The following is a 21,584-nucleotide window of genomic DNA, read 5'->3' as shown; positions in this document are numbered from 1 at the left end:
GAATTGACAATGATCAACCGCACCGGGCTTTATCACGTTGATAAAAAAGGCAAATACCACTAAATAGGCATAGAAAAATCGTGCACATCATGATGATTTTTAAGGATTTTTATAAATTAACACTATTTTTTATAGTGAAAAGGTAACCCGGCGGGTATTAAGTGGTAGGCCGCTGTTTTTGCAGGGTGTTTGCCCGGGCACCCGTTGTCACACTTAATAAGTATGTTGTAACTAATAACATCACCCGTAAGTCCCCATGACCAGGCAGCAAACCAGATAAAAAAACGCGGCCGGGGCCGCGTTTAACAGACTCAGAATAACGGGACTATTACTTGTGTGCCTTGCGGCCATACACCAGCCAGGTGATCGCCACACAGGCAATGTAAAAGATCAGGAAGATTTTCATCGCCCCGGCCGGTGAGCCGGTCATTTCCAGTGATGTCCCGAACGCCTTCGGAATAAAGAACCCGCCTATCGCGCCAATGGCTGAAATAAAGCCCAGTGCCGCTGCGGTTTCCGTGGCCGCTTCACGCTGGGCCAGAGCGTCACTTCCGCCCTGCGCTTTGATCCGGTCAATGGTCAGCTTGCGGAAAATGACCGAAATCATCTGGAAGGTGGAGCCGCTCCCCAGGCCAGAGGTCAGGAACAGCAGCATAAAGACACCAAAGAAGGCGATAAAGTTACCCTCAACCCCGGCAGAAGGCAGCGTCATAAATAACAGCGCGCTGAAGGCCGCCATCAGGATAAAGTTCACCAGGGTTACGCGCACGCCGCCAAGACGGTCAGAAATCGCCCCACCCGCAGAACGGGCCAACGCACCGATAAACGGCCCGAAGAAAGCAAAATACTGAATATTCACCTGCGGGAACTGGGTTCTGGAGAGCATGGCAAACCCGGCAGAGAAACCGATAAAAGAGCCGAATGTTGCCAGATACAGCAGGCTGAGGATCCACAAATGCCCGCGCTTAAGCACCGGCAGCTGCTCGCTAATGGAAGCCTTAGAGGCGGCAATATCGTTCATACCAAACCAGGCGGCCAGGGTGAAAATCACCAGCGGCGGCACCCAGACCCAGGCTGCGTTTTCGAGGAATAGATGGGAGCCGTCCGGCTGCACGGTGCCTTCCCCGGTGCCTAAAAACGCAAACATCCCCATAGAGATGGCAAACGGGGCAACCAGCTGCATTACGCTGACCCCCATATTCCCCAGGCCACCGTTAATTCCCAGTGCCCCGCCCTGTTTGGCTTTAGGGAAGAAGAAGCTGATATTCGCCATGCTGGAAGCAAAGTTCGCCCCGGCAAAGCCGCACAGCAGCGCAATAACAATAAACGTGTTATAGGAGGTTGAGGTGTCGCGGATAGCCAGCCCTAACCAGATACAGGGGATAACCAGGATCCCGGTGCTCAGGGCCGTCCAGCGGCGACCGCCCATCAGCGGCACCATAAAAGAGTAAGGCACCCGCAGCAGCGCGCCGGAAACCGACGGCAGCGCGGTCAGCATAAACAGCTGATCGGTTGTAAACTGAAATCCCACTTTGTTCAGGCTGACCGACACGGTGCTGAATAATAACCAGACACAGAATGCCAGTAACAGGCAGGGTACGGAAATCCACAGGTTCCGGCTGGCAATACGGTGGCCTTTGGTTAGCCAAAAATCAGGATCTTCCGGCCGCCAGTCGGTAATGACTTTACCAGAGGCCGGTTCTGCAACAGAGGACTGACTCATATACACCTCAAATTTGTAATGAAATACACCGCCACGATAGGCAGTGGTGGTGAATATAAGTTGATGTATATCAATGGTTATTCAGGTTCAGGCGCGGGCGGTTTCTTCCTGTTATCCCAAGTGAGTAGCCCGGAAATGCCAGAAAAGCGAGGATAATCACATGCATGAAACGCCCTACCCTTATCCGGGTAGCCAGAATACACCCACGGTCAATTAAGAGGTAATTCCTTGGGGGTATGGGTATACTCCTGGCTACAGGTGAAAATAACCGCAATCTCATTATCTTAATGGAGTCTTCCGCCGTCATGTTGAAGCGTCTTCTCTCACCGCTGAGCCTGGTTAACCAGCTGGTGCTGATTGTCCTGCTCCTGGCTGTGCTGGGTGTTGCGGCACTGGGAACGGCCAGCTGGCTGGGAAACGGCATCCAGGGAAGTGCCCACGCCATCAACAAAGCCGGCTCCCTGCGAATGCAGAGCTACCGCCTGCTGGCGGCCGTTCCCCTGACCCCGGCCAGTAATGCTCTGCTTGATGAAATGAGCAACACCGTCAACAGCGACGAGCTGGCCAGGGCCGCCAGTAACGATCACCAGCGGGCGAAGCTCCAGTCGCTGAAGATCTGCTGGGAGCAGGAGCTGGCACCGGCACTCAAGGCGGCGCACAACCAGCGCGAGGTTGAGGTTCAGGTGGCCCATTATGTGGCGCGCATTGATGAGCTGGTCACCGCCTTTGATCAGCAGACCGAACAGCGGATGCAGCATGTGGTTATGTTGCAACTGGTGATGGCGCTGCTGGTGGTGGTGCTTTTTCTGTTTACCATTGTCTGGCTGCATAAGCGCCTGCTGCAACCCTGGCGCCAGCTGATGACTATCGCCACCGCCGTGGGGCACCGGGATTTTACCCGGCGGGCGCAGATAAGCGGGCGCAATGAGATGGCCACCCTCGGGGCGGCCCTGAACAGCATGTCCAGCGAGCTGGCAGAGAGCTACGCCAGCCTCGAAGCCCGGGTCGCGGAAAAGACCGCCCGTCTGGAGCATAAAAACCGGGTGCTCTCCTTCCTGTACTGGGCAAACCGCCAGCTACACTCCCAGGCGGATTTTTGCCAGCGGGTCACCCCGGTGCTCAATGAGCTGCAAAAATTTACCCCGCTGCGCAACCTTGAAATGCGGGTCTACGAACATGAAGACGAAGAGCACTATCAGGAGTTCTCTTTGCAGCCCGGCAAAGACTGCTACGATCGCGGCTGCCAGCTCTGCCCGCGCAGCGTGCCAACAGTGTTGCCTAATGCCACCCCCTGTAAATGGCGCCTGACGGATAGCCAGAATCAGTACGGGCTGGTCCTGGCGCAGCTCCCGGAGGGGAATGTGCTCAACCAGGATCAGCAACTGCTGGTTGAAACCCTGATGGAGCAGCTCACCTCAACCCTCGCCCTGGAGCGCCACTCCGAGCGCCAGCAGCAGCTGATGGTGATGGAGGAGCGCTCCGCCATTGCCCGCGAGCTGCATGACTCGATAGCCCAGTCCCTCTCCTGTATGAAGATGCAGGTCAGTTGCCTGCAAATGCAGGGGGGAGACATGCCGGAGGCCAGCCGCGAGCTGCTGGGGCAGATCCGTAACGAGCTCAACAGCTCATGGCGCCAGCTTCGCGAGTTGCTGACCACTTTCCGCCTGCAGCTCAGCGAGCCCGGGTTACGCCCGGCCCTGGAAGCCTGCTGTGAAGAGTTCAGCGAAAAACTCGGCTTTGCGGTTACCCTGGATTATCAGCTGCCCTCGCGGCTGGTGCCCTCTAATCAGGCAATCCATCTGGTACAAATTGTGCGTGAAGCTCTGAATAACACCCTGAAACATGCCGGGGCCAGCGCGGTTAACATCAGCGCCGTGATGGAGGGCAAGCAGGTGAAACTGAGCGTGACCGATAACGGCTGCGGAATCCCGGAAAACGGTGAGCGCCGCAACCATTATGGATTAATTATTATGCGTGACCGGGCACATACCCTGAAGGGAAATTGCCAGATACAGCCACGCCCGCAAGGGGGCACCGAAGTGTGTGTGACCTTCACCCCCGACGGCCAATCTTCCTAACACAGGAGTACACCCATGAATAACCAGGAAGCAGCCACGATTCTGCTGATTGATGATCATCCTATGCTGCGCACCGGCGTAAAACAGCTGATCAGTATGGCCCCGGGGCTGTGCGTTGTCGGTGAGGCCGGTAATGGTCAGCTGGGGGTCGAACTGGCGGAAAGCCTCGACCCGGACCTGATATTACTCGATCTCAATATGCCCGGAATGAATGGTCTGGAAACCCTTGATCACCTGCGGGAAAAGCCCCTGTCCGGGCGGGTTGTGGTGTTCAGCGTCTCTAACCACGAAGAGGATGTGGTCTCCGCCCTTAAGCGCGGTGCCGATGGCTACCTGCTCAAGGATATGGAGCCGGAAGAGTTGCTCAAAGCCCTGCAACAGGCGGCAGCGGGCGAGATGGTGCTCAGCGAAACCCTCACACCAGTGCTGGCCGCCAGCCTGCGCGCCAACCGGGCCACCTCAGAGCGGGAAATCAGCCTGCTGACCCCCCGGGAGAAAGACATTCTGCGGCTGATTGCCCAGGGGCTGCCCAATAAGATGATTGCCCGGCGGCTCGACATCACCGAAAGCACCGTAAAAGTGCACGTCAAACACCTGCTGAAGAAAATGAAACTCAAATCACGGGTTGAAGCTGCCGTCTGGGTTCACCAGGAGCGGATCTTTTAACGGTTCAGACGGCAAGCGGTAACGGTCATCCGCCGCAGGCCAGTGGGTCAGCGGCGCCTGCAGTTGCAGGGTTATCCAGTTACTGGTGACCCGGCGGCCGTTGTTATCCTCAATGATGGCCGAGATCTGCCAGCTATTGGCGGCCCCCGGGTTATCGTTCCAGCGGGGCATAATAATGCTCCAGCCTTCGGTGCTGTGGTTATCGGCCCCCGGCGTCAGGCTCAGCGCCTGAATATCCCCCTGCCAGGTAATGCTGCGGATCCCGGCGGGCGCCACCACCTGGAGCTTCAGCACCACGGATTCACCGGGCTGAACATCCCAGGGGGGGGTGGCCAGAAATGCCGACAGGGTTTTACGCTGGCGATACGCCACAACCGGGACATCAATACGCTCTACCGTGTCATAGCGGCTGCCGCGCAGTGAGCGGCTGGCGGCCACCTCAGAGGCAGAAAGCTGCTTGTCCAGCGGGACACCAAACCGGTAATTGAGCTTCAGCGCCAGGTTATCCTGGCTGTTACCGCTCTCACCATATTTATGCTGGGCGGTAATCGTGACCAGCGGCACCGGGGTATAACTGAGCCCGAGATTCACCGCCAGCGGATCTTTCGCCCCGGTGCCGTTGTTAAACAGATCCACCCGGTTACCAAAATACTGCTCCAGGCTCAGGCTGGTATTGATATAGCGGTAAAACGGCAGCCAGGCCCGGGCGCTGACATCGTAGCCCTGCGCCATGCGCTGCTCCTGAACGCCCCCCTTACGGGACCAGCCAGAAAGCGGGTGGTAATAGTTGGCAGAGAAGCGTAAATACTCCCCCCAGGCTTCGGCCCCGACCCCGGCCCGGCTCAGGCTGTCGGCAAACTGGCGGTCGTAGAAGGTGTTGTAACCCAGTAGCCAGTTGCCCTGGATCCAGCGCTGACCAACCCCCCAGTTTGCCACGGCCCCCTGCTCCTGCCAGGTCATCCCCAGCTGGCTCCAGGTCAGGTAGCGGTTGTTATCCACCAGCGGGGCGAAAAAAGAGCCGTTACTGCCGGTGAACTGGCCTTCGTTATTCACCGCCAGGTTCAGGGTCGCGTTACCCCAGGGCGACAGCAGATCGCTGGTCTGGGTCAGTAACTGTTGCTCAAGCACATCTTTAAGTTGCCCGAGTGCGAACACCCGCGCCTGCTCCCCCGTATCCAGCCCGTTGTCGGTCATGCTGGCTTCACCAAAACTTTTCAGCATGGTTGCCAGGTGCCGGGCATAGTCGCCGCTGTCATCTTTAATGCCTAAATCAGGGAGTGTGTCCGCCTGCTGGTCAGGCGTTAACGGCGCGGCAAACACGCTAAGCGGTGCGTAGTAAAACGCAGTACAAAACAGCAAAAGGCGGGGCAGCGAATGGCAAAATGGCATCTCTTCAGAACGTTGTAAGAACGCAGCACCTTTGATTTGAATCGATTAATCGCAGTATAACCTATTCCCGGGTGATGGGGCTAAAACCCGTAAAATCCACGACCTGTAGCAGGTTTATGCGCGCTGTTCGGCTATTATCTGTCCATCCTGACCACATTATCCGCCCGTGAAACCGATCCGGATTAAGATCCACGCCGCTTTTGTGTGTATCCTGTCAGCCTTTCCACTCACAAGGGATCTACTGATGCAAAAGATAGTCATCATCGCCAACGGCGCCGCCTACGGCAACGAGTCACTGTTTAACAGCCTGCGCCTGGCGATTGCGCTAAGTGAGCAGGAGCCGCGCCCGCAGCTCCGGGTATTTCTGATGTCAGACGCGGTCACTGCCGGGTTAAACGGCCAGAAACCGGCCGAAGGCTACAACATTCAGCAAATGCTGGAGATCCTCACCGCCCAGAATATTGCCGTGAAACTGTGCAAAACCTGTACCGACAGCCGCGGGATAACCAACCTGCCGCTGATTGACGGGGTTGCCATCGGCACGCTGGTTGAGCTGGCCCAGTGGACCCTGGAGGCAGACAAAGTGCTGACCTTCTGAGGCTGCGCGGGCGCTGTTATGTTGCCGCGGTGTCGCCCCCCGGGTGCGGCCAGTTGCTGGACTCTCCCGGCACCAGACACGCCCGCACCTCCCCCACTAAGGTATCGAGGCTTTCATCGGCCATACCGAGCTTTTTAAGCTGTGCCTCCAGGGAAAAGAGATACTGGGCGTTGGTGCCCAGCGGCCCGCTGGCCCTGGCGATCAGCGGGGCAATAACCTGGGGCCGGGTGTCGGCCTCATACTGCGGGTGGCGCGGATCCATAATAAACACCAGCGCGTGTATCTCCCGGCCATCATCCAGGGTCAGCCGGCACCAGGTGGGCAGGTAGCAACCGGTTATCATCTCGCGCTTCCATAACAGCGTCAGCTCCTGGGCGGTATCCTCTTGCGGAATACGGTAAGCCAGGCCCGTGGTGCGCCCCCCCTGTTTCAGGGCCAGCATACGCCCGGGCTGGCAGGCCGTGCCCCGCCCGGCGGTCAGGCGCAGACAAAACGCCCGGTGCCAGCCTTCCAGGGTGCCGGTGCAGGCATCATCATAGACCATCGCCGGGTTCCACATCAGCGAGCCGTAGCCAAAGATCCATACCGGCCCGCTATCCGGGCGGCAGGCAAGGGTTGCCGCCAGGGAGGCGGCCCGTTGTTCCGGGCTCCAGAGCAGGGATTCATCTATATCCCCGAAGGCGCTTTTACAGTCAGCATTGATCAAAAAATCACGGGTTAACACGAACGACTTACCTCCTGATCACGTGATTCCCTGTCTTATTACTTTCCATCACAGATAAAATACACGCCTGCACCGGGCCGGTGAAATTTGGCGTCTCACGATAGCCTGGTATTGTTATTCGTTGCCGTTAATTAATCCTGGCACGAAAATAAAGAAATAACAGCCTGATAAGAAAACAGTATAAATTTGCTACCGCCAGCACTGGCGCGGCCTGCATTACCGTCAGTTAACAGCTGAATAACGTTACTGGCCCGCTAAATATATCCCCACCCGGCACAAAGCACGGCGCGGAATAATTAACCCGCCGGGCACCAGAATACACCCCCGGGCACAGATTTCTGAACACCAAATGCCAGATTTGCGGGAAAGTGCTGAACGCGACATGCGGTAAAACTACGTAAAGCAATTATTACAGACGCTATTTTTTTGTTATTTTAGTGTGCTATCAATAAGATACTAATTCACCTGATTCCCAGTTGTATACGGAGCACAACAATGACAACCCCTGCCTGTGAGGCGGTTAAAACCCGCCATAAGGAAACATCCCTTATTTTTCCGATAGCCGCCCTGGCGGTGCTGGTGCTGTGGAGTTCCACCCAGTCACTGCCGGGGATCATCGGAATTAACGCACTGGCGCTGGTCGCCATTCTCAGCAGTGCGTTCAGCGTAGTACGCCACGCGGACGTGCTGGCCCATCGTCTGGGGGAGCCTTACGGTTCACTTATTCTCAGCCTGTCGGTGGTGATTCTGGAAGTCAGCCTGATTTCCGCCCTGATGGCCACCGGCGAGGCGGCCCCCACCCTGATGCGCGACACCTTATACTCCATTATTACTATCGTTACCGGCGGCCTGGTGGGCTTCGCCCTGCTGATGGGCGGGCGGAAATTTGCCACCCAGTATGTGAACCTGTTTGGTATTAAACAGTATCTGATGGCCATCTTCCCGCTGGCGATCATTGTGCTGGTCTTCCCCACCGCGCTGCCGGGCGGCAATTTTACCACCGGCCAGGCCGTGATGGTGGCGCTGATCTCTGCCGCCATGTACGGGGTATTTTTGCTGATTCAGACCAAAACCCACCAGAATCTGTTTGTTTATGAGCACGAAGACGAGAGCGACGACGACGATCCCCACCACGGTAAGCCCTCTGCCCACAGCAGTAAATGGCACGCGGCCTGGCTGATTGTGCATCTGGTGGCGGTGATTTCAGTCACCAAAATGAACGCCCGCCCGCTGGAGTCGCTGCTGTCGACCCTGAATGCGCCGGTGGCCTTTACCGGCTTCCTGGTGGCGTTGCTGATCCTCTCCCCGGAAGGGCTCGGGGCCATTAAAGCGGTGCTGAATAACCAGGTGCAGCGCGCCATGAATCTGTTTTTCGGCTCGGTTCTGGCGACCATTTCACTGACCGTGCCCTGTGTAACGATCATCGCCATTCTGACCGGTAACGAGCTGGTCTTTGGTCTGGAGGCGCCGGAGCTGGTGGTGATGTGTGCAGCACTGGTGCTGTGCCATATTTCCTTCTCAACCGGGCGCACTAACGTGCTTAATGGCTCGGCGCATCTGGCGCTGTTTGCCGCCTATCTGATGACGATTTTTGCCTGACACTCCGCAGTAAAAAAAATACCGACGCCCTGGCGTCGGTATTTTTATTTGCACTTTCGGCATTACTTGCTGGTATCAAGTTCCGGGAAACTTTTCACCAAATCATCGATGGCTTTCATCTGCTTCAGGAACGGCTCGAGCTTATCCAGCGGCAGCGCGGACGGGCCGTCGCAACGGGCGTGTTCCGGATCCGGGTGCGCCTCAATAAACAGCCCCGCAATGCCCACCGCCATACCGGCACGGGCCAGCTCAGTCACCTGGGCGCGACGCCCGCCGGAAGCCGCACCAAACGGATCGCGGCACTGCAGGGAGTGGGTCACATCAAAAATCACCGGGCTGTTACCGGTGGCGTTTTTCATCACCCCGAAGCCCAGCATATCCACGACCAGGTTGTCATAGCCGAAGTTGCTGCCCCGGTCGCAGAGGATAACCTTGTCGTTGCCGCCTTCATGGAATTTATCCACGATATTGCCCATCTGCCCCGGGCTGACAAACTGCGGTTTTTTCACGTTGATCACCGCCCCGGTTCTGGCCATCGCTTCCACAAGATCGGTCTGGCGGGCCAGGAAGGCAGGCAGTTGGATCACGTCCACCACCTCAGATACCGGCTGCGCCTGCTGCGGTTCATGGACATCCGTGATGATTTTCACACCAAAGGTCTGTTTCAGCTCCTGGAAGATTTTCATCCCTTCTTCCAGGCCCGGGCCACGATATGAGTGAATAGAGGAACGGTTCGCCTTATCGAAAGAGGCTTTAAACACATACGGGATCCCCAGTCTGTCGGTAACATCCACGTAGTGCTCGCAAATGCGCATCGCCAGGTCCCGTGACTCCAGCACATTCATACCGCCGAACAGGACAAATGGCAGGTCGTTGGCAACCTTGATATCGCCAATGCTAACTACTTTCTGTTTCATATTTTCGCCTTATCAGGTGTAAATCTGAGTGCCGCAACGCACAATCAGTGCAGGGTAACCGGTTTATTCGAAATGGTGTTCATCTGGGCTTTGATCATTTCGCTTATCGGATCTTCCGGACAGTGTTCAATAAAATAGCTGAAATCATTAAGCGCCACATGTTCGCAGTCCAGCTGGGCATAGATAAGCCCCCGGTCGCGGATCTCGTAAGGATCTTCCGGGTTAAACTGCAACAGCACTTCACTGGTGCGCAGGGCCAGCTCCAGCTGGCGCTCCTCCATCAGTGAGGATTTCAGGGTATCGAGCAGTTTGCGGATCACTTCCGCATTATCGGACTCTTCCAGATCTTCATTAAAGAGCTGGGCCGAAGGGCCGATATTGCCCTTCAGCCACACCTCAAGGGTGTGCTCATCAAGGCTTTCGCCATTGAACGGGTTAATCAGCCACATTTCGCCGTCCATCCAGTCTGCCCGCAGCAGTAACTGGGTGGGGAAAATCACCGGCATCAGCGGGATATCCAGCTGCTCTGCCACCCACAGCAAAATAGCCCCCAGCGACGCAGCGCTCCCCTCACGGCTGGCAAGGACCTTATCCAGCCACAGGGCGTCGGATAACTTATAGACGCCGCTCACATCACGGAATCCCCACTCGCCGTAGAACAGCGCCAGCAGTTTCTCCAGTTGTAGATCATGGTGCTGCCCGGCGCAAATCTCTTCCCGGGCCAGTTTTACCAGCTTATCCAGCTGGTCACGAACATCCTTTTCCGGGAAGTCCTCGCGGATATTGCGTGCAATTAAGATCATGCCTTCGCAAAGCGGCGCTTTGTTGAATTCGAAATCGGCCAACAACTTCATACTTTCCCCGGTGGTAATAGTGTTCGGTGGCGCGGCGGCTAATAAGCGCGCACCACCCGTTCCGGTAAGCGGCGGTTATACGCCCTCACCGGCCGCCAGACCACGGGTGACCCGGCGCAGTAAAATCTAAACGGCGTAAATGATAACGCTAAATAACGAAAGCGTCAGCCCGGATAACGGCCCGCGGTTAAGCGCTCATTCCCGCCGTAATCCCGGCAGGTCTCTACCTGCTGGTAACCGCTCTGGCAAAAGAGCTGCCGGACCGCCTCCCCCTGCTGCCAGCCGTGCTCCAGCAGTAGCCAGCCGCCGGGCTCCAGATACCCCCGGGCCTGGTCGACCAGCAGCGCCAGATCACTGAGGCCGTGATCCCCTGCCACCAGCGCACTGCGCGGCTCAAAACGCACATCGCCCCGGGCCAGATGCGGATCCTGGTCATCAATATAGGGAGGGTTGCTGGTAATCAGCGCGAACTGTTCACCGCTCAGGGCACTGAACCAGTCGCTCTGCCTGATGGTGATATTACGGATATCCAGCTGGCGGGCATTACGCTGCGCCAGGGCCACCGCCTCTGCCACCAGATCGGTGGCGTACACCTGGCTCTCCGGCCGTTCACTGGCCAACGCCAGCGCAATCGCGCCGGTGCCGGTGCCCAGATCCAGGATCCGGCAGGGGCCCGCCGGTAAGCGCGCCAGCGCCTGCTCGACCAGGCACTCGGTGTCCGGGCGCGGAATAAGTGTCACCGGGGAGACAAACAGCGGCAGCGACCAGAACTCCCGGGTGCCGGTAATATGCGCTACCGGCTCACCCTGAGCCCGGCGCGCCAGCAACGCCGCCAGGCGCTGCTGTTGCCCGCCGCTCAGGGCGGTTTCGTCAAATGCCATAATGAACGTGCGGCTCTTGCCGGTCACCAGACCAAGCAGGATCTCCGCATCCCGGCGCGGGCTCTCGCTGGCGCTCAGTTGCGCCACCGCCTGCTGTAACCACTCCCGGAAGGTCATTATTCCTGCTCGGACAAGGCGGCCAGCTGATCGGCCTGGAACTCCTGGACAATCGGCTCAATCAGCATATCCAGTTTTCCTTCCATGGCTTCATCCAGCCGGTACAGCGTCAGGTTAATCCGGTGATCGGTCACCCGCCCCTGGGGGAAGTTATAGGTGCGGTTACGGTCACTGCGATCGCCGCTGCCCAGCAGGTTACGCCGGGTGGAGGCCTCTTCCTGCTGGCGTTTGGCAAGCTCCGCCGCCCGGATACGCGCACCCAGAACCGACATGGCCTTGGCCTTGTTCTTGTGCTGGGAGCGTTCATCCTGGCACTCCACCACAATGCCGGTAGGCAGGTGGGTAATACGAATGGCCGAATCGGTGGTGTTAACGTGCTGACCCCCGGCCCCGGAAGAGCGGAAGGTATCAATGCGCAGATCCGCCGGGTTAATGTCCGGCAGTTCCGCTTCCGGCAGCTCCGGCATTACCGCCACAGTACAGGCAGAGGTATGAATACGCCCCTGGGATTCGGTGGCCGGAACACGCTGCACCCGGTGACCACCGGATTCAAACTTCAGGCGGCCATAGACCCCGTCGCCGCTGATTTTGGCGATAACTTCTTTAAAGCCCCCGTGCTCACCTTCGCTGGCGCTCATCACTTCCACACGCCAGCGGCGGGATTCCGCATAGCGGCTGTACATACGGAACAGATCCCCGGCAAACAGCGCCGCTTCATCGCCGCCGGTTCCGGCGCGGATTTCCACAAAGGCGTTGCGTTCGTCATCCGGATCTCTGGGCAGCAGCAGCACCTGAAGCTCGGTTTCCAGCGCTTCCCGCTGTTGTCTGGCGGCCTGTAACTCTTCCTGCGCCATCTCTTTCATTTCCGGATCGTCGAGCATGCTTTCCGCAGTTTCGATATCTTCCTGGTTTTGCCGCCACTGCAGAAAGCAGCGCGCAACATCACTGAGCTGGGCATATTCTTTTGACAGGGCGCGAAACCGGTCCTGGTCTGCGATGGTGTCCGCATCTCCCAGCAGGGCCTGAACTTCCTGATGGCGTTCGTATAAGGCTTCCAGTTTTGCGACGATAGAAGGCTTCATGGGCAGTGATTGACCTTTTAATAATAAGAATGGGTATGTGCTAATCCAGCCCGAGGCTGTCGCGTAACATTTGCAGGCGGGTTTCATCCCCGTCACGGGCGGCCTGCTGCAGTGCTTTGGTGGGTGAGTGGATCAGGCGGTTGGTTAGTTTACGGGCCAGATCTTCAAGGATCTCGCCCGCATCGGCCCCCTGTTGCAGGGCGGCCAGCGCTTTGGCGCTCAGCTCATCGCGCACCGTTTCAGCCTGATTGCGGTAATCGCGGATGGTCTCGCTGGCGCTCTGGGCGCGCAGCCAGGACATAAATTCGCCGGTTTCCTGTTCAACAATGCTTTCAGCCTGCACGGCAGCGGCTTTGCGCTGATCCATATTGTGCTGGATGATAGCCTGCAGATCGTCCACCCCGTACAGGTAGGCGTTTGCCACGTTGCCCACTTCCGGCTCCACATCCCGTGGCACCGCGATATCCACCAGCAGCACCGGCTGGTTGCGGCGGGCTTTCATGGCCCGCTCCACCATCCCCTTGCCGATAATCGGCAGCGGGCTGGCTGTCGAGCTGATAACGATATCCGCGTCTTTCAGGCGGGTATCAATATCCGCAAGGCCAATAACCTCCGCACCCACTTCATCCGCCAGCTGCTGAGCGCGCTCCCGGGTGCGGTTGGCAATAATCATGTTTTTAACCCGGTGCTCACGCAGATGGCGCGCCACCAGTTCAATGGTCTCCCCGGCGCCCACCAGCAGTACGGTTACCCCGGAAAGTGATTCAAAGATCTGCCGCGCCAGAGTACAGGCGGCAAAGGCCACCGATACCGCACTGGCGCCGATGTCCGTTTCGGTACGCACCCGTTTCGCCACGGAGAACGACTTCTGAAACATGCGCTCCAGTTCACTGGCGCTGGCGTGGCCCGCGTGGGAATCGGCAAAGGCTTTTTTCACCTGGCCCAGGATCTGCGGCTCACCGAGGATCATCGAATCCAGCCCGCTGGCAACCCGCATCAGGTGGCTCACCGCATCGTTATTACGGTGCCAGTAAATGCTGGCGCGCAGTTCGGCTTCGTTCAGATTATGGTAATCGCACAGCCAGTGAATCAGCTGTTCCTGGAGGTTTTCCTGCTCTTCAACGCTCAGGTAGAGCTCGGTGCGGTTGCAGGTAGATAACACAACGCCGCCCTGCACCATTGGCTGGGCAAGCAGACTTGTCAGCGCCTGGTCGAGGGTATCCGGCGAAAACGTTACGCGTTCTCGCAGCGACACTGGTGCGGTTTTATGGTTAATACCTAATGCTAACAGAGTCATTTGAACGGAAATAGTACCGGCATTGCTAAGGATTTCTGCCAGCATCATACAGGATGCTGCAGATCAATAAAAGGGAGCCGCCCCTTTAGGAGTAATAGATAATTTAATGATTTCTGACAACTTGGCGTAGACGCTTTTCATCGTGACGGCTAGCATGATCACATATTACGAAGACTATCCAAGGATGTGCTGCCATTATGTTTACCTTCCGCTTGCGCCCGCTGCGTTTACTCCCGCTTGCCAGCCTGTTACTGGCGGCCTGTGCCACAACCCCACCCCAGGGGCCGGGGAAAAGCCCAACCGCTCCCCAGTGGAAACAGCACCAGACGGCGGTGACACAGCTTTCCCAGTATCAGACCCGGGGGGCCTTTGCCTACCTGTCTGATGATCAGCGGGTGTACGCGCGCTTCTTCTGGCAGCAAACCGGCCAGGATCACTACCGGCTGCTGCTGACCAACCCGCTGGGCAGTACCGAAATGTCCCTGACCGCCCGGCCCGGCACCGTGCAGCTGATTGACAACAAAGGCAAAAGCTACACCTCAGACAACGCCGAAGAGATGATTGCCCGACTCACCGGCATGGCGATTCCTATCGATAACCTGCGGGCCTGGATGCTCGGCCTGCCGGGTAAAGCCACCGACTACACCCTTGATGATAAATACCGCCTGCGCTCACTGAACTACACCACAGAAGATGGCCGCCACTGGCAGGTGAATTACAGCAGCTATAACGACGCCCAGCCGCCACTGCCCACCAATATGGAGCTTACCGAAGGCAGCCAGCGCATTAAGCTGCGCATGGATAACTGGATTGTGAAATAAGCTATGACATCGCGCTGGCCGTCTCCGGCTAAACTTAATCTGTTTTTGTATATTACCGGCCGTCGCCCTGACGGCTACCACAATCTGCAGACCCTGTTCCAGTTCCTGGACTACGGGGACACGCTGCTTATTACCCCACGCCAGGACGGGCAGCTTATCCTGACCACGCCCGTTCCCGGGGTCGCCACTGACGACAACCTGATTATACGTGCCGCCCGGTTACTGATGGCGAAGGCCCGCCTGGCGGGCACGCTGCCCCCCGGTGCCGGGGCCAGCCTTGGGGTAGAAAAGCGCCTGCCCATGGGCGGCGGGCTGGGCGGCGGCTCTTCTGACGCCGCCACCGTGCTGGTGGTGCTTAACCACTTGTGGGATACCGGGTTTTCTCTGGCTGAGCTTGCGCAGCTCGGCCTGCAGCTTGGGGCGGATGTGCCGGTGTTTGTTCAGGGGCATGCGGCGTTTGCCCAGGGGGTCGGCGAGCAGCTGACACCGGTTGATCCGCCAGAAAAATGGTATCTGGTTGCCCATCCGGGTGTGAGCATTCCGACACCGGTTATTTTTGGCGATCCGGAACTGCGCAGAAATACACCAGTCAGGTCAATAGAAAAGTTGCTAAAATGTGAATTTAGCAATGATTGCGAGGATATCGCGAGAAAACGTTTCCGCGAGGTTGATGCACTCCTTTCCTGGCTGTTAGAATACGCGCCGTCGCGCCTGACCGGGACAGGGGCTTGTGTGTTTGCTGAATTTGACACCGAGACCGCTGCCAGGCAGGTGCTTGAGCAAGCCCCGGAATGGCTACATGGGTTTGTTGCGCGGGGGGCGAATGTCTCTGCGCTACACCGGGTTATTTCCGGGCAAGCTGAGTGTTGGTGACAACGTCACCCTGTTTCAGACGTTGCATCGCGCTCAATTTAATCACACCGCCTGGATGGTGTACCACTCCCCCGCTTTATGCGCTGGTCATCATCCACCACTGGACGCATGCCTGAGGTTTTTCTCGTGCCTGATATGAAGCTTTTTGCTGGTAACGCCACACCGGAACTAGCACAACGTATTGCCAACCGCCTGTACACTTCTCTCGGCGACGCCGCCGTAGGTCGCTTTAGCGACGGCGAAGTCAGCGTACAAATCAATGAAAACGTCCGCGGTGGTGATATTTTCATCATCCAGTCCACTTGTGCTCCTACTAACGACAACCTGATGGAACTGGTTGTTATGGTTGATGCCCTGCGCCGCGCATCCGCAGGCCGTATCACCGCTGTTATCCCTTATTTCGGTTATGCCCGTCAGGACCGCCGCGTTCGCTCCGCCCGCGTGCCTATCACCGCGAAAGTGGTAGCGGATTTCCTCTCCAGCGTTGGGGTTGACCGTGTGCTGACCGTTGACCTGCACGCTGAGCAGATCCAGGGGTTCTTTGACGTGCCGGTAGACAACGTCTTCGGTAGCCCGATTCTGCTGGAAGATATGCTGCAGAAAAACTTCGACAACCCTATCGTGGTTTCCCCGGATATCGGTGGTGTTGTGCGCGCCCGCGCTATCGCTAAACTGCTGAACGATACCGATATGGCCATCATCGACAAACGCCGCCCGCGCGCGAACGTGTCTCAGGTGATGCATATTATCGGTGACGTTGCCGATCGCGACTGCGTCATGGTCGACGATATGATCGATACCGGCGGCACCCTGTGCAAAGCGGCAGAAGCCCTCAAAGAGCGCGGTGCCAAGCGCGTATTCGCGTACGCCACCCACCCGATCTTCTCCGGCAATGCTATCGAAAACATCCGTAACTCCGTTATTGATGAATTTATCGTTTGTGACACCATCCCGCTGTCACCGGAAATCAAAGCTCTGGGCAAAGTCCGCACGCTGACACTGTCCGGCATGCTGGCAGAAGCGATTCGTCGTATCAGCAACGAAGAATCCATCTCTGCGATGTTCGAGCATTAATTGCTGTAAAGAGAAAAAACCCGCTGCGGCGGGTTTTTTCGTTTATTGCCCCCGGAATTTCCACGGGTTATTGCTATACCTTTGTAGACCTTTTTATTTTTTGCGTTTTCACTACTCATGGAAGGATTCATGAAACAACACTCGCTTTTCCAGGTACTGCCGTTCCGCGCCCTGGTGAACGCCTGCTGGCATGAAAAATATACCTCATCACGTTTTATTCGCGATTTAATCGCCGGGTTAACGGTGGGGATTATCGCTATTCCGCTGGCGATGGCTCTGGCCATTGGTAGCGGGGTGGCCCCCCAGTACGGGCTGTATACCTCCGCCGTGGCCGGGATTGTGATTGCGGTCTGTGGCGGCTCACGCTTTAGCGTCTCCGGGCCGACGGCGGCATTTGTGGTGATCCTGTACCCGGTCGCCCAGCAGTTTGGTCTGGCGGGGTTGTTAATTGCCACCCTGCTGTCGGGCATTTTCCTGATCCTCTTCGCCCTCGCCCGTTTTGGCCGGCTGATTGAGTATATCCCCCTGTCGGTGACCCTCGGGTTTACCTCCGGTATCGGGATAACCATCGCCACCATGCAGCTGAAAGATTTCTTCGGGCTGACCGTGGCCCATATGCCGGAAAGCTACCCGGCCAAAGTGGCCGCGCTGGTTATGGCTATGCCCACCATACAGTGGGGGGATGCGCTGGTCGGTATTGTGACCCTTGCGGTGCTGATCCTCTGGCCGCGGCTGGGGGTAAAACTGCCCGGCCACCTGCCCGCCGTGCTGGCCGGTTGTGCGGTTATGGTGATTGCCGACCAGCTTGGCGCCCAGGTCGCCACTATTGGCTCCCGCTTCCACTATGTGCTGGCAGACGGCACCCAGGGGAACGGGATCCCGCAGCTGCTGCCGCAACTGGTGCTGCCGTGGAATATTCCCGGTTCGGATTTCGCGCTGAACTGGGACACCATCCGCCTGCTGCTGCCGGCGGCGTTTTCCATGGCGGTGCTCGGGGCCATTGAATCCCTGCTGTGCGCCGTGGTGCTGGACGGCATGACCGGCACCAAACATAACGCCAACGGTGAGCTGCTCGGCCAGGGGATCGGTAACCTTGTGGCGCCGTTCTTCGGCGGTATTACCGCCACCGGTGCCATTGCCCGCTCTGCTGCCAACGTGCGGGCCGGGGCCACATCACCGGTGGCGGCGATTATCCACTCCCTGCTGGTGATCCTCGCCCTGCTGGCGCTGGCGCCACTGCTCTCCTGGCTGCCGCTCTCCGCCATGGCCGCCCTGCTGCTGATGGTGGCCTGGAACATGAGTGAGGCCCACAAGGTTATCAACCTGCTGCGCCGCGCCCCGCGCGACGATATTATCGTCATGCTGATTTGTATGTCCCTGACGGTACTGTTCGATATGGTTATCGCGATAAGTGTCGGGATTGTGCTGGCATCACTGCTGTTTATGCGCCGTATCGCCAGTATGACCCGGCTTGTCGCGCTGGAGACCGGACACCCGGACGATGTGCTGGCCCTGCGTATCACCGGCCCGCTGTTCTTTGCCGCAGCGGAGAAAATCTTCACCGAACTGGCAAACCGCCAGCAGGGTATGCGGGTTATCGTTTTACAGTGGGATATGGTGCCCCTGCTGGATGCCGGTGGCCTGGACGCGCTGCAGCGCTTTATTGCCAAGTTGCCGGAAGGGTGCGAGCTGCGGATAAGCAACCTGCAGTTTCAGCCACTGCGCACGCTGGCCCGGGGCGGTATTCAGCCGATCCACGGTAAGCTGGCCTTCTTCCCGGATGTACGGGAGGCGATGCTGGATTTACAGCCATAAAACAGTAAAGGGCGACATCGCTGTCGCCCTGATAGTTTTACCGGTGGTTTTTTCAGCCGTGGCGAGGATTGCGACGGCAGCGTTTATCATAATGGCGCACCCACCAGTAACGATCGGTAACGCGCTCACGACCACCAACTCGCGCACCGGCAAGCCAGAGAATGGCCCCCACAAAAATACTCAGCAAGGCACCGTGCTCAAAGTATTGCGGAAGATTGATTTGGGGAAGCTGATTAAGAATGGAATAGCCAATCCCGACAACCATAACGACCAGCCCCAGTCCCATCAGGACATTACCCAGTAACGAAGCGTGTTTGCGTTTCATATGTCACCCCCGGTATGTCTGCCTGGCGGGGAATATCCCCTTTCCTTGTAAGAGTAAGTATAGCGGAGCCATGTTTCATGTTCTGCGCAAATGATCACATTTGGTCAACAAAACTTTACAAATAATGCGTTGAATTACATGAAATTCGAATCATTACCAAATGCAGTTATCTCTGCGCCGCGAAGCGCTTTGTCATTCCCGGGCGGGCACAGTAAACTAGGTGCCGTTTTTTCGTTTGCTATCTCTTTTTCAGGAAAGTTACGTGACCATTAAATTGATTGTCGGCCTGGCCAACCCCGGCGCAGAATATGCCGCCACCCGCCACAATGCGGGCGCATGGTATGTGGATCTGCTGGCCGGGAACGCGCGTGCGCCACTGAAGGAAGAGCCTAAATTCTATGGCTATACTGCCCGCCTCACCCTTGAGGGGCAGGATGTCCGCCTGCTGGTTCCCACCACCTTTATGAATCTTAGCGGTAAAGCCGTGGCGGCCATGGCGACTTTTTACCGCATTAACCCGGATGAGATCCTCGTCGCCCATGATGAGCTGGATCTGCCGCCGGGCGTGGCAAAATTTAAACTCGGGGGTGGCCACGGTGGCCACAACGGCCTGAAGGACATTATCAGTAAGCTGGGTAATAACCCGAATTTTTACCGTTTGCGGGTGGGAATTGGCCATCCGGGCGATAAAAACAAAGTTGTCGGTTTTGTGCTGGGTAAACCCCCGGTTAGCGAGCAGAAACTGATTGATGAAGCCATTGACGAGGCGGCGCGCTGCACGGATCTCTGGCTCCGGGAGGGGCTGACCAAAGCCACTAACCGGTTACACGCCTTTAAAGCGCAATAACCGGCGCCGGGGGGCGTATTTGCCCTCCGGAAAACGCCATTTTTGTGTATACTATCGGGATATTTTTCTTTTCAGCACGGGTTTTTATTTAACCCGCTGATTATAAAGCAATTAAGGTGATCTGAACCATGGGATTCAAATGCGGTATCGTCGGCCTGCCGAACGTTGGTAAATCTACCCTTTTCAATGCGCTTACCAAAGCCGGGATCGAAGCAGCAAACTTCCCGTTTTGTACCATTGAGCCAAACACCGGCGTCGTCCCCATGCCTGACCCGCGTCTGGACAAACTGGCGGAAATCGTCAAACCTCAGCGTATTCTGCCCACCACGATGGAGTTTGTGGATATCGCCGGTCTGGTTAAAGGCGCATCCAAAGGTGAAGGCCTGGGCAACCAGTTCCTGACCAATATTCGCGAAACAGAAGCTATCGGCCACGTGGTGCGCTGCTTTGAGAATGACAACATTATTCACGTTTCCGGGCGCGTTAACCCGGCGGAAGATATTGATGTCATCAATACTGAGCTGGCCCTATCTGATCTGGACACCTGCGAGCGCGCTATCCACCGCGTGCAGAAGAAAGCCAAAGGCGGCGATAAAGACGCCAAAGCCGAGCTGGCGGCGCTGGAAAAATGCCTGCCGCAGCTGGAAAACGCCGGTATGCTGCGCGCCCTGGATCTGACTGAGGAAGACAAAGCGGCGATCCGCTATCTGAGCTTCCTGACCCTGAAACCGACCATGTATATCGCCAACGTGAACGAAGACGGTTTTGAAAATAACCCGTACCTCGATCAGGTGCGTGAAATCGCCGCGAAGGAAGGCTCCGTTGTGGTTCCGGTGTGTGCCGCAGTAGAAGCGGATATCGCTGAGCTGGACGACGAAGAGCGCGATGAGTTTATGGCCGAGCTGGGCATTGAAGAGCCGGGCCTGAACCGCGTGATCCGCGCGGGCTACGCGCTGCTGAACCTGCAGACCTACTTCACCGCCGGGGTCAAAGAAGTGCGCGCCTGGACTATCCCGGTGGGGGCAACCGCACCGCAGGCCGCCGGTAAAATTCATACCGACTTCGAAAAAGGCTTTATCCGCGCCCAGACCATCTCTTTTGACGACTTCATCACCTACAAAGGTGAACAAGGCGCTAAAGAAGCCGGGAAGATGCGCGCCGAAGGGAAAGACTACATCGTGAAAGACGGCGATGTGATGAACTTCCTGTTTAACGTCTAAATAAAACCTGTCGTCTCATGAGAGCTTACTGGTTCTCATAAGTAGCGACAAAAACAATAAAATCCACGCAATTGCGTGGATTTTATTGTCTATAGCCCCCCAGTAGCCGTGCCAGCGATTGTAATCGCATTCGATATAATTGAACACCGTTGCCCACATTATCTCCCGGCAGGCAAAGTGTTCTCCGTGGATACATTCCACTTTCAGCGTGTGAAAGAAGCTTTCCACGCAGAAATTATCGTAGCAACAGCCCCTTGCGCTCATACTGCACCACAGATTATGCCGTTTCAGCAAGGCCTGATAATCCGATGAGCAGTATTGCCCACCGCGATCGGTATGAACGATGACGCTCTGCGGCCGCTTACGTCGCCACAGCACCATCTGTAGCGCGTCGCAGACAAGCTATGCCGTCATCCGTGATAACATTGACCAACCGGTAACAGCCCGCGACCACAGGTCAATGACCACGGCAAGGTATATAACCAGCCTTCATCCGTGCATAAGTACGTGATATCACCTGCCCACTTCTGGTTCGGGCCGCTGGCGCTGGAGTCCTGCTTTAGCAGGTTCTCAGACACCGGCAGTCCGTGCTCACGATAACTAACCAGGCTGAACTTCCGTGAAACCTTAGCGTGAAGCCTTAGCGCGCAGCCCCTGACAGCGCAGACTGAAAACTCTATGCAC

General features: G+C 57.1%; 19 protein-coding genes and 1 pseudogene. 10 read left to right on the top strand and 10 right to left on the bottom strand.

The window, feature by feature from the left end:
* Positions 1–328: 328 nt before the first annotated feature.
* Positions 329–1,723 (bottom strand): NarK family nitrate/nitrite MFS transporter, encoded by a 1,395-nt coding sequence (locus EBL_RS09105; RefSeq protein ID WP_002441026.1) that lies wholly within the window; start codon positions 1,721–1,723, stop codon positions 329–331.
* A gap of 305 nt (positions 1,724–2,028) precedes the next feature.
* Here EBL_RS09105 and narX point away from each other — a divergent pair, with 305 nt between their 5' ends.
* A complete protein-coding gene (narX, locus tag EBL_RS09100; protein WP_002441027.1) occupies positions 2,029–3,801 on the top strand; it encodes a nitrate/nitrite two-component system sensor histidine kinase NarX in 1,773 nt (590 codons plus the stop codon).
* A gap of 15 nt (positions 3,802–3,816) precedes the next feature.
* The gene (gene narL / locus EBL_RS09095; RefSeq protein ID WP_002441028.1) at positions 3,817–4,467 is read left to right on the top strand and encodes a two-component system response regulator NarL; all 651 of its coding nucleotides are present in this window, start codon (positions 3,817–3,819) and stop codon (positions 4,465–4,467) included.
* On the opposite strand, the gene EBL_RS09090 is transcribed toward narL, so the two are convergent.
* The gene (locus tag EBL_RS09090) at positions 4,420–5,856 is read right to left on the bottom strand and encodes a YchO/YchP family invasin (RefSeq protein WP_002441029.1); all 1,437 of its coding nucleotides are present in this window, start codon (positions 5,854–5,856) and stop codon (positions 4,420–4,422) included. The genes narL and EBL_RS09090 overlap by 48 nt on opposite strands.
* Before the next feature lie 244 nt (positions 5,857–6,100).
* Between EBL_RS09090 and EBL_RS09085 the strand changes: the two genes are divergently transcribed.
* The gene (locus EBL_RS09085; RefSeq protein WP_002441030.1) at positions 6,101–6,454 is read left to right on the top strand and encodes a DsrE/DsrF/TusD sulfur relay family protein; all 354 of its coding nucleotides are present in this window, start codon (positions 6,101–6,103) and stop codon (positions 6,452–6,454) included.
* Positions 6,455–6,470: 16 nt separating this feature from the next.
* On the opposite strand, the gene EBL_RS09080 is transcribed toward EBL_RS09085, so the two are convergent.
* Positions 6,471–7,178, bottom strand: coding sequence for a gamma-glutamylcyclotransferase (locus EBL_RS09080; protein WP_002441031.1), 708 nt, complete (start codon positions 7,176–7,178; stop codon positions 6,471–6,473).
* A gap of 495 nt (positions 7,179–7,673) precedes the next feature.
* Here EBL_RS09080 and chaA point away from each other — a divergent pair, with 495 nt between their 5' ends.
* Positions 7,674–8,777 (top strand): sodium-potassium/proton antiporter ChaA, encoded by a 1,104-nt coding sequence (gene chaA, locus EBL_RS09075; RefSeq protein ID WP_002441032.1) that lies wholly within the window; start codon positions 7,674–7,676, stop codon positions 8,775–8,777.
* 62 nt (positions 8,778–8,839) lie between these two features.
* Here the strand turns inward: chaA and kdsA are convergent, their stop codons facing one another.
* The 5 genes from kdsA to hemA all read right to left on the bottom strand — a co-directional run bounded on the left by kdsA (position 8,840) and on the right by hemA (position 13,925).
* Entirely contained in the window at positions 8,840–9,694 is an 855-nt protein-coding gene (kdsA, locus tag EBL_RS09070; RefSeq protein WP_002441033.1) for a 3-deoxy-8-phosphooctulonate synthase, read from the bottom strand.
* A gap of 44 nt (positions 9,695–9,738) precedes the next feature.
* The gene (gene sirB1, locus EBL_RS09065; protein ID WP_002441034.1) at positions 9,739–10,548 is read right to left on the bottom strand and encodes an invasion regulator SirB1; all 810 of its coding nucleotides are present in this window, start codon (positions 10,546–10,548) and stop codon (positions 9,739–9,741) included.
* 164 nt (positions 10,549–10,712) lie between these two features.
* Positions 10,713–11,546 (bottom strand): peptide chain release factor N(5)-glutamine methyltransferase, encoded by an 834-nt coding sequence (gene prmC, locus EBL_RS09060; RefSeq protein ID WP_002441035.1) that lies wholly within the window; start codon positions 11,544–11,546, stop codon positions 10,713–10,715.
* Positions 11,546–12,628, bottom strand: coding sequence for a peptide chain release factor 1 (gene prfA, locus EBL_RS09055; protein ID WP_002441036.1), 1,083 nt, complete (start codon positions 12,626–12,628; stop codon positions 11,546–11,548). The genes prmC and prfA overlap by 1 nt, the downstream gene beginning before the upstream one ends.
* Positions 12,629–12,668: 40 nt before the next feature.
* Positions 12,669–13,925 (bottom strand): glutamyl-tRNA reductase, encoded by a 1,257-nt coding sequence (gene hemA, locus EBL_RS09050; protein WP_002441037.1) that lies wholly within the window; start codon positions 13,923–13,925, stop codon positions 12,669–12,671.
* 197 nt (positions 13,926–14,122) lie between these two features.
* On the opposite strand from hemA, the gene lolB reads away from it, so the two are divergent.
* The 4 genes from lolB to dauA all read left to right on the top strand — a co-directional run bounded on the left by lolB (position 14,123) and on the right by dauA (position 18,508).
* Entirely contained in the window at positions 14,123–14,746 is a 624-nt protein-coding gene (lolB, locus tag EBL_RS09045; RefSeq protein WP_002441038.1) for a lipoprotein insertase outer membrane protein LolB, read from the top strand.
* Between the two features lie 3 nt (positions 14,747–14,749).
* Positions 14,750–15,619 (top strand): 4-(cytidine 5'-diphospho)-2-C-methyl-D-erythritol kinase, encoded by an 870-nt coding sequence (ispE, locus tag EBL_RS09040; protein ID WP_002441039.1) that lies wholly within the window; start codon positions 14,750–14,752, stop codon positions 15,617–15,619.
* A 126-nt stretch (positions 15,620–15,745) separates the two neighbouring features.
* Positions 15,746–16,693: a ribose-phosphate diphosphokinase gene (gene prs / locus EBL_RS09035; protein ID WP_002441040.1), complete on the top strand. Its 948-nt coding sequence runs from the start codon at positions 15,746–15,748 to the stop codon at positions 16,691–16,693.
* Between the two features lie 129 nt (positions 16,694–16,822).
* The gene (gene dauA, locus EBL_RS09030; RefSeq protein WP_002441041.1) at positions 16,823–18,508 is read left to right on the top strand and encodes a C4-dicarboxylic acid transporter DauA; all 1,686 of its coding nucleotides are present in this window, start codon (positions 16,823–16,825) and stop codon (positions 18,506–18,508) included.
* A gap of 52 nt (positions 18,509–18,560) precedes the next feature.
* Here the strand turns inward: dauA and ychH are convergent, their stop codons facing one another.
* Positions 18,561–18,833: a stress-induced protein YchH gene (gene ychH / locus EBL_RS09025; protein WP_002441042.1), complete on the bottom strand. Its 273-nt coding sequence runs from the start codon at positions 18,831–18,833 to the stop codon at positions 18,561–18,563.
* Positions 18,834–19,095: 262 nt separating this feature from the next.
* Between ychH and pth the strand changes: the two genes are divergently transcribed.
* Both pth and ychF read left to right on the top strand, forming a co-directional pair.
* A complete protein-coding gene (gene pth / locus EBL_RS09020) occupies positions 19,096–19,680 on the top strand; it encodes an aminoacyl-tRNA hydrolase (RefSeq protein ID WP_002441043.1) in 585 nt (194 codons plus the stop codon).
* Positions 19,681–19,808: 128 nt separating this feature from the next.
* Complete coding sequence (gene ychF / locus EBL_RS09015; protein ID WP_002441044.1) at positions 19,809–20,900, top strand: redox-regulated ATPase YchF; 1,092 nt, start codon at positions 19,809–19,811, stop codon at positions 20,898–20,900.
* Between the two features lie 15 nt (positions 20,901–20,915).
* On the opposite strand, the pseudogene EBL_RS19860 reads toward ychF, so the two are convergent.
* Positions 20,916–21,538 (bottom strand): annotated as a pseudogene (locus EBL_RS19860) (IS3 family transposase); the annotation flags it as partial.
* Positions 21,539–21,584 lie beyond the last annotated feature (46 nt).

The sequence above is a fragment of the Shimwellia blattae DSM 4481 = NBRC 105725 genome, assembly GCF_000262305.1.
Lineage (GTDB): Bacteria > Pseudomonadota > Gammaproteobacteria > Enterobacterales > Enterobacteriaceae > Shimwellia > Shimwellia blattae.
The sequence above is the reverse complement of the archived record's forward strand: the minus strand, read 5'-3'. Positions and strand labels throughout refer to the sequence as shown.

Coding starts and splice junctions, on each gene's coding strand:
- EBL_RS09090 (WP_002441029.1), bottom strand. CDS start 5,856: ATGCCATTTTGCCATTCGCTGCCCCGCCTTTTGCTGTTTTGTACTGCG.
- sirB1 (WP_002441034.1), bottom strand. CDS start 10,548: ATGAAGTTGTTGGCCGATTTCGAATTCAACAAAGCGCCGCTTTGCGAA.
- chaA (WP_002441032.1), top strand. CDS start 7,674: ATGACAACCCCTGCCTGTGAGGCGGTTAAAACCCGCCATAAGGAAACA.
- hemA (WP_002441037.1), bottom strand. CDS start 13,925: ATGACTCTGTTAGCATTAGGTATTAACCATAAAACCGCACCAGTGTCG.
- ychF (WP_002441044.1), top strand. CDS start 19,809: ATGGGATTCAAATGCGGTATCGTCGGCCTGCCGAACGTTGGTAAATCT.
- EBL_RS09105 (WP_002441026.1), bottom strand. CDS start 1,723: ATGAGTCAGTCCTCTGTTGCAGAACCGGCCTCTGGTAAAGTCATTACC.
- ychH (WP_002441042.1), bottom strand. CDS start 18,833: ATGAAACGCAAACACGCTTCGTTACTGGGTAATGTCCTGATGGGACTG.
- kdsA (WP_002441033.1), bottom strand. CDS start 9,694: ATGAAACAGAAAGTAGTTAGCATTGGCGATATCAAGGTTGCCAACGAC.
- lolB (WP_002441038.1), top strand. CDS start 14,123: ATGTTTACCTTCCGCTTGCGCCCGCTGCGTTTACTCCCGCTTGCCAGC.
- prfA (WP_002441036.1), bottom strand. CDS start 12,628: ATGAAGCCTTCTATCGTCGCAAAACTGGAAGCCTTATACGAACGCCAT.
- EBL_RS09085 (WP_002441030.1), top strand. CDS start 6,101: ATGCAAAAGATAGTCATCATCGCCAACGGCGCCGCCTACGGCAACGAG.
- narL (WP_002441028.1), top strand. CDS start 3,817: ATGAATAACCAGGAAGCAGCCACGATTCTGCTGATTGATGATCATCCT.
- prmC (WP_002441035.1), bottom strand. CDS start 11,546: ATGACCTTCCGGGAGTGGTTACAGCAGGCGGTGGCGCAACTGAGCGCC.
- dauA (WP_002441041.1), top strand. CDS start 16,823: ATGAAACAACACTCGCTTTTCCAGGTACTGCCGTTCCGCGCCCTGGTG.
- ispE (WP_002441039.1), top strand. CDS start 14,750: ATGACATCGCGCTGGCCGTCTCCGGCTAAACTTAATCTGTTTTTGTAT.
- narX (WP_002441027.1), top strand. CDS start 2,029: ATGTTGAAGCGTCTTCTCTCACCGCTGAGCCTGGTTAACCAGCTGGTG.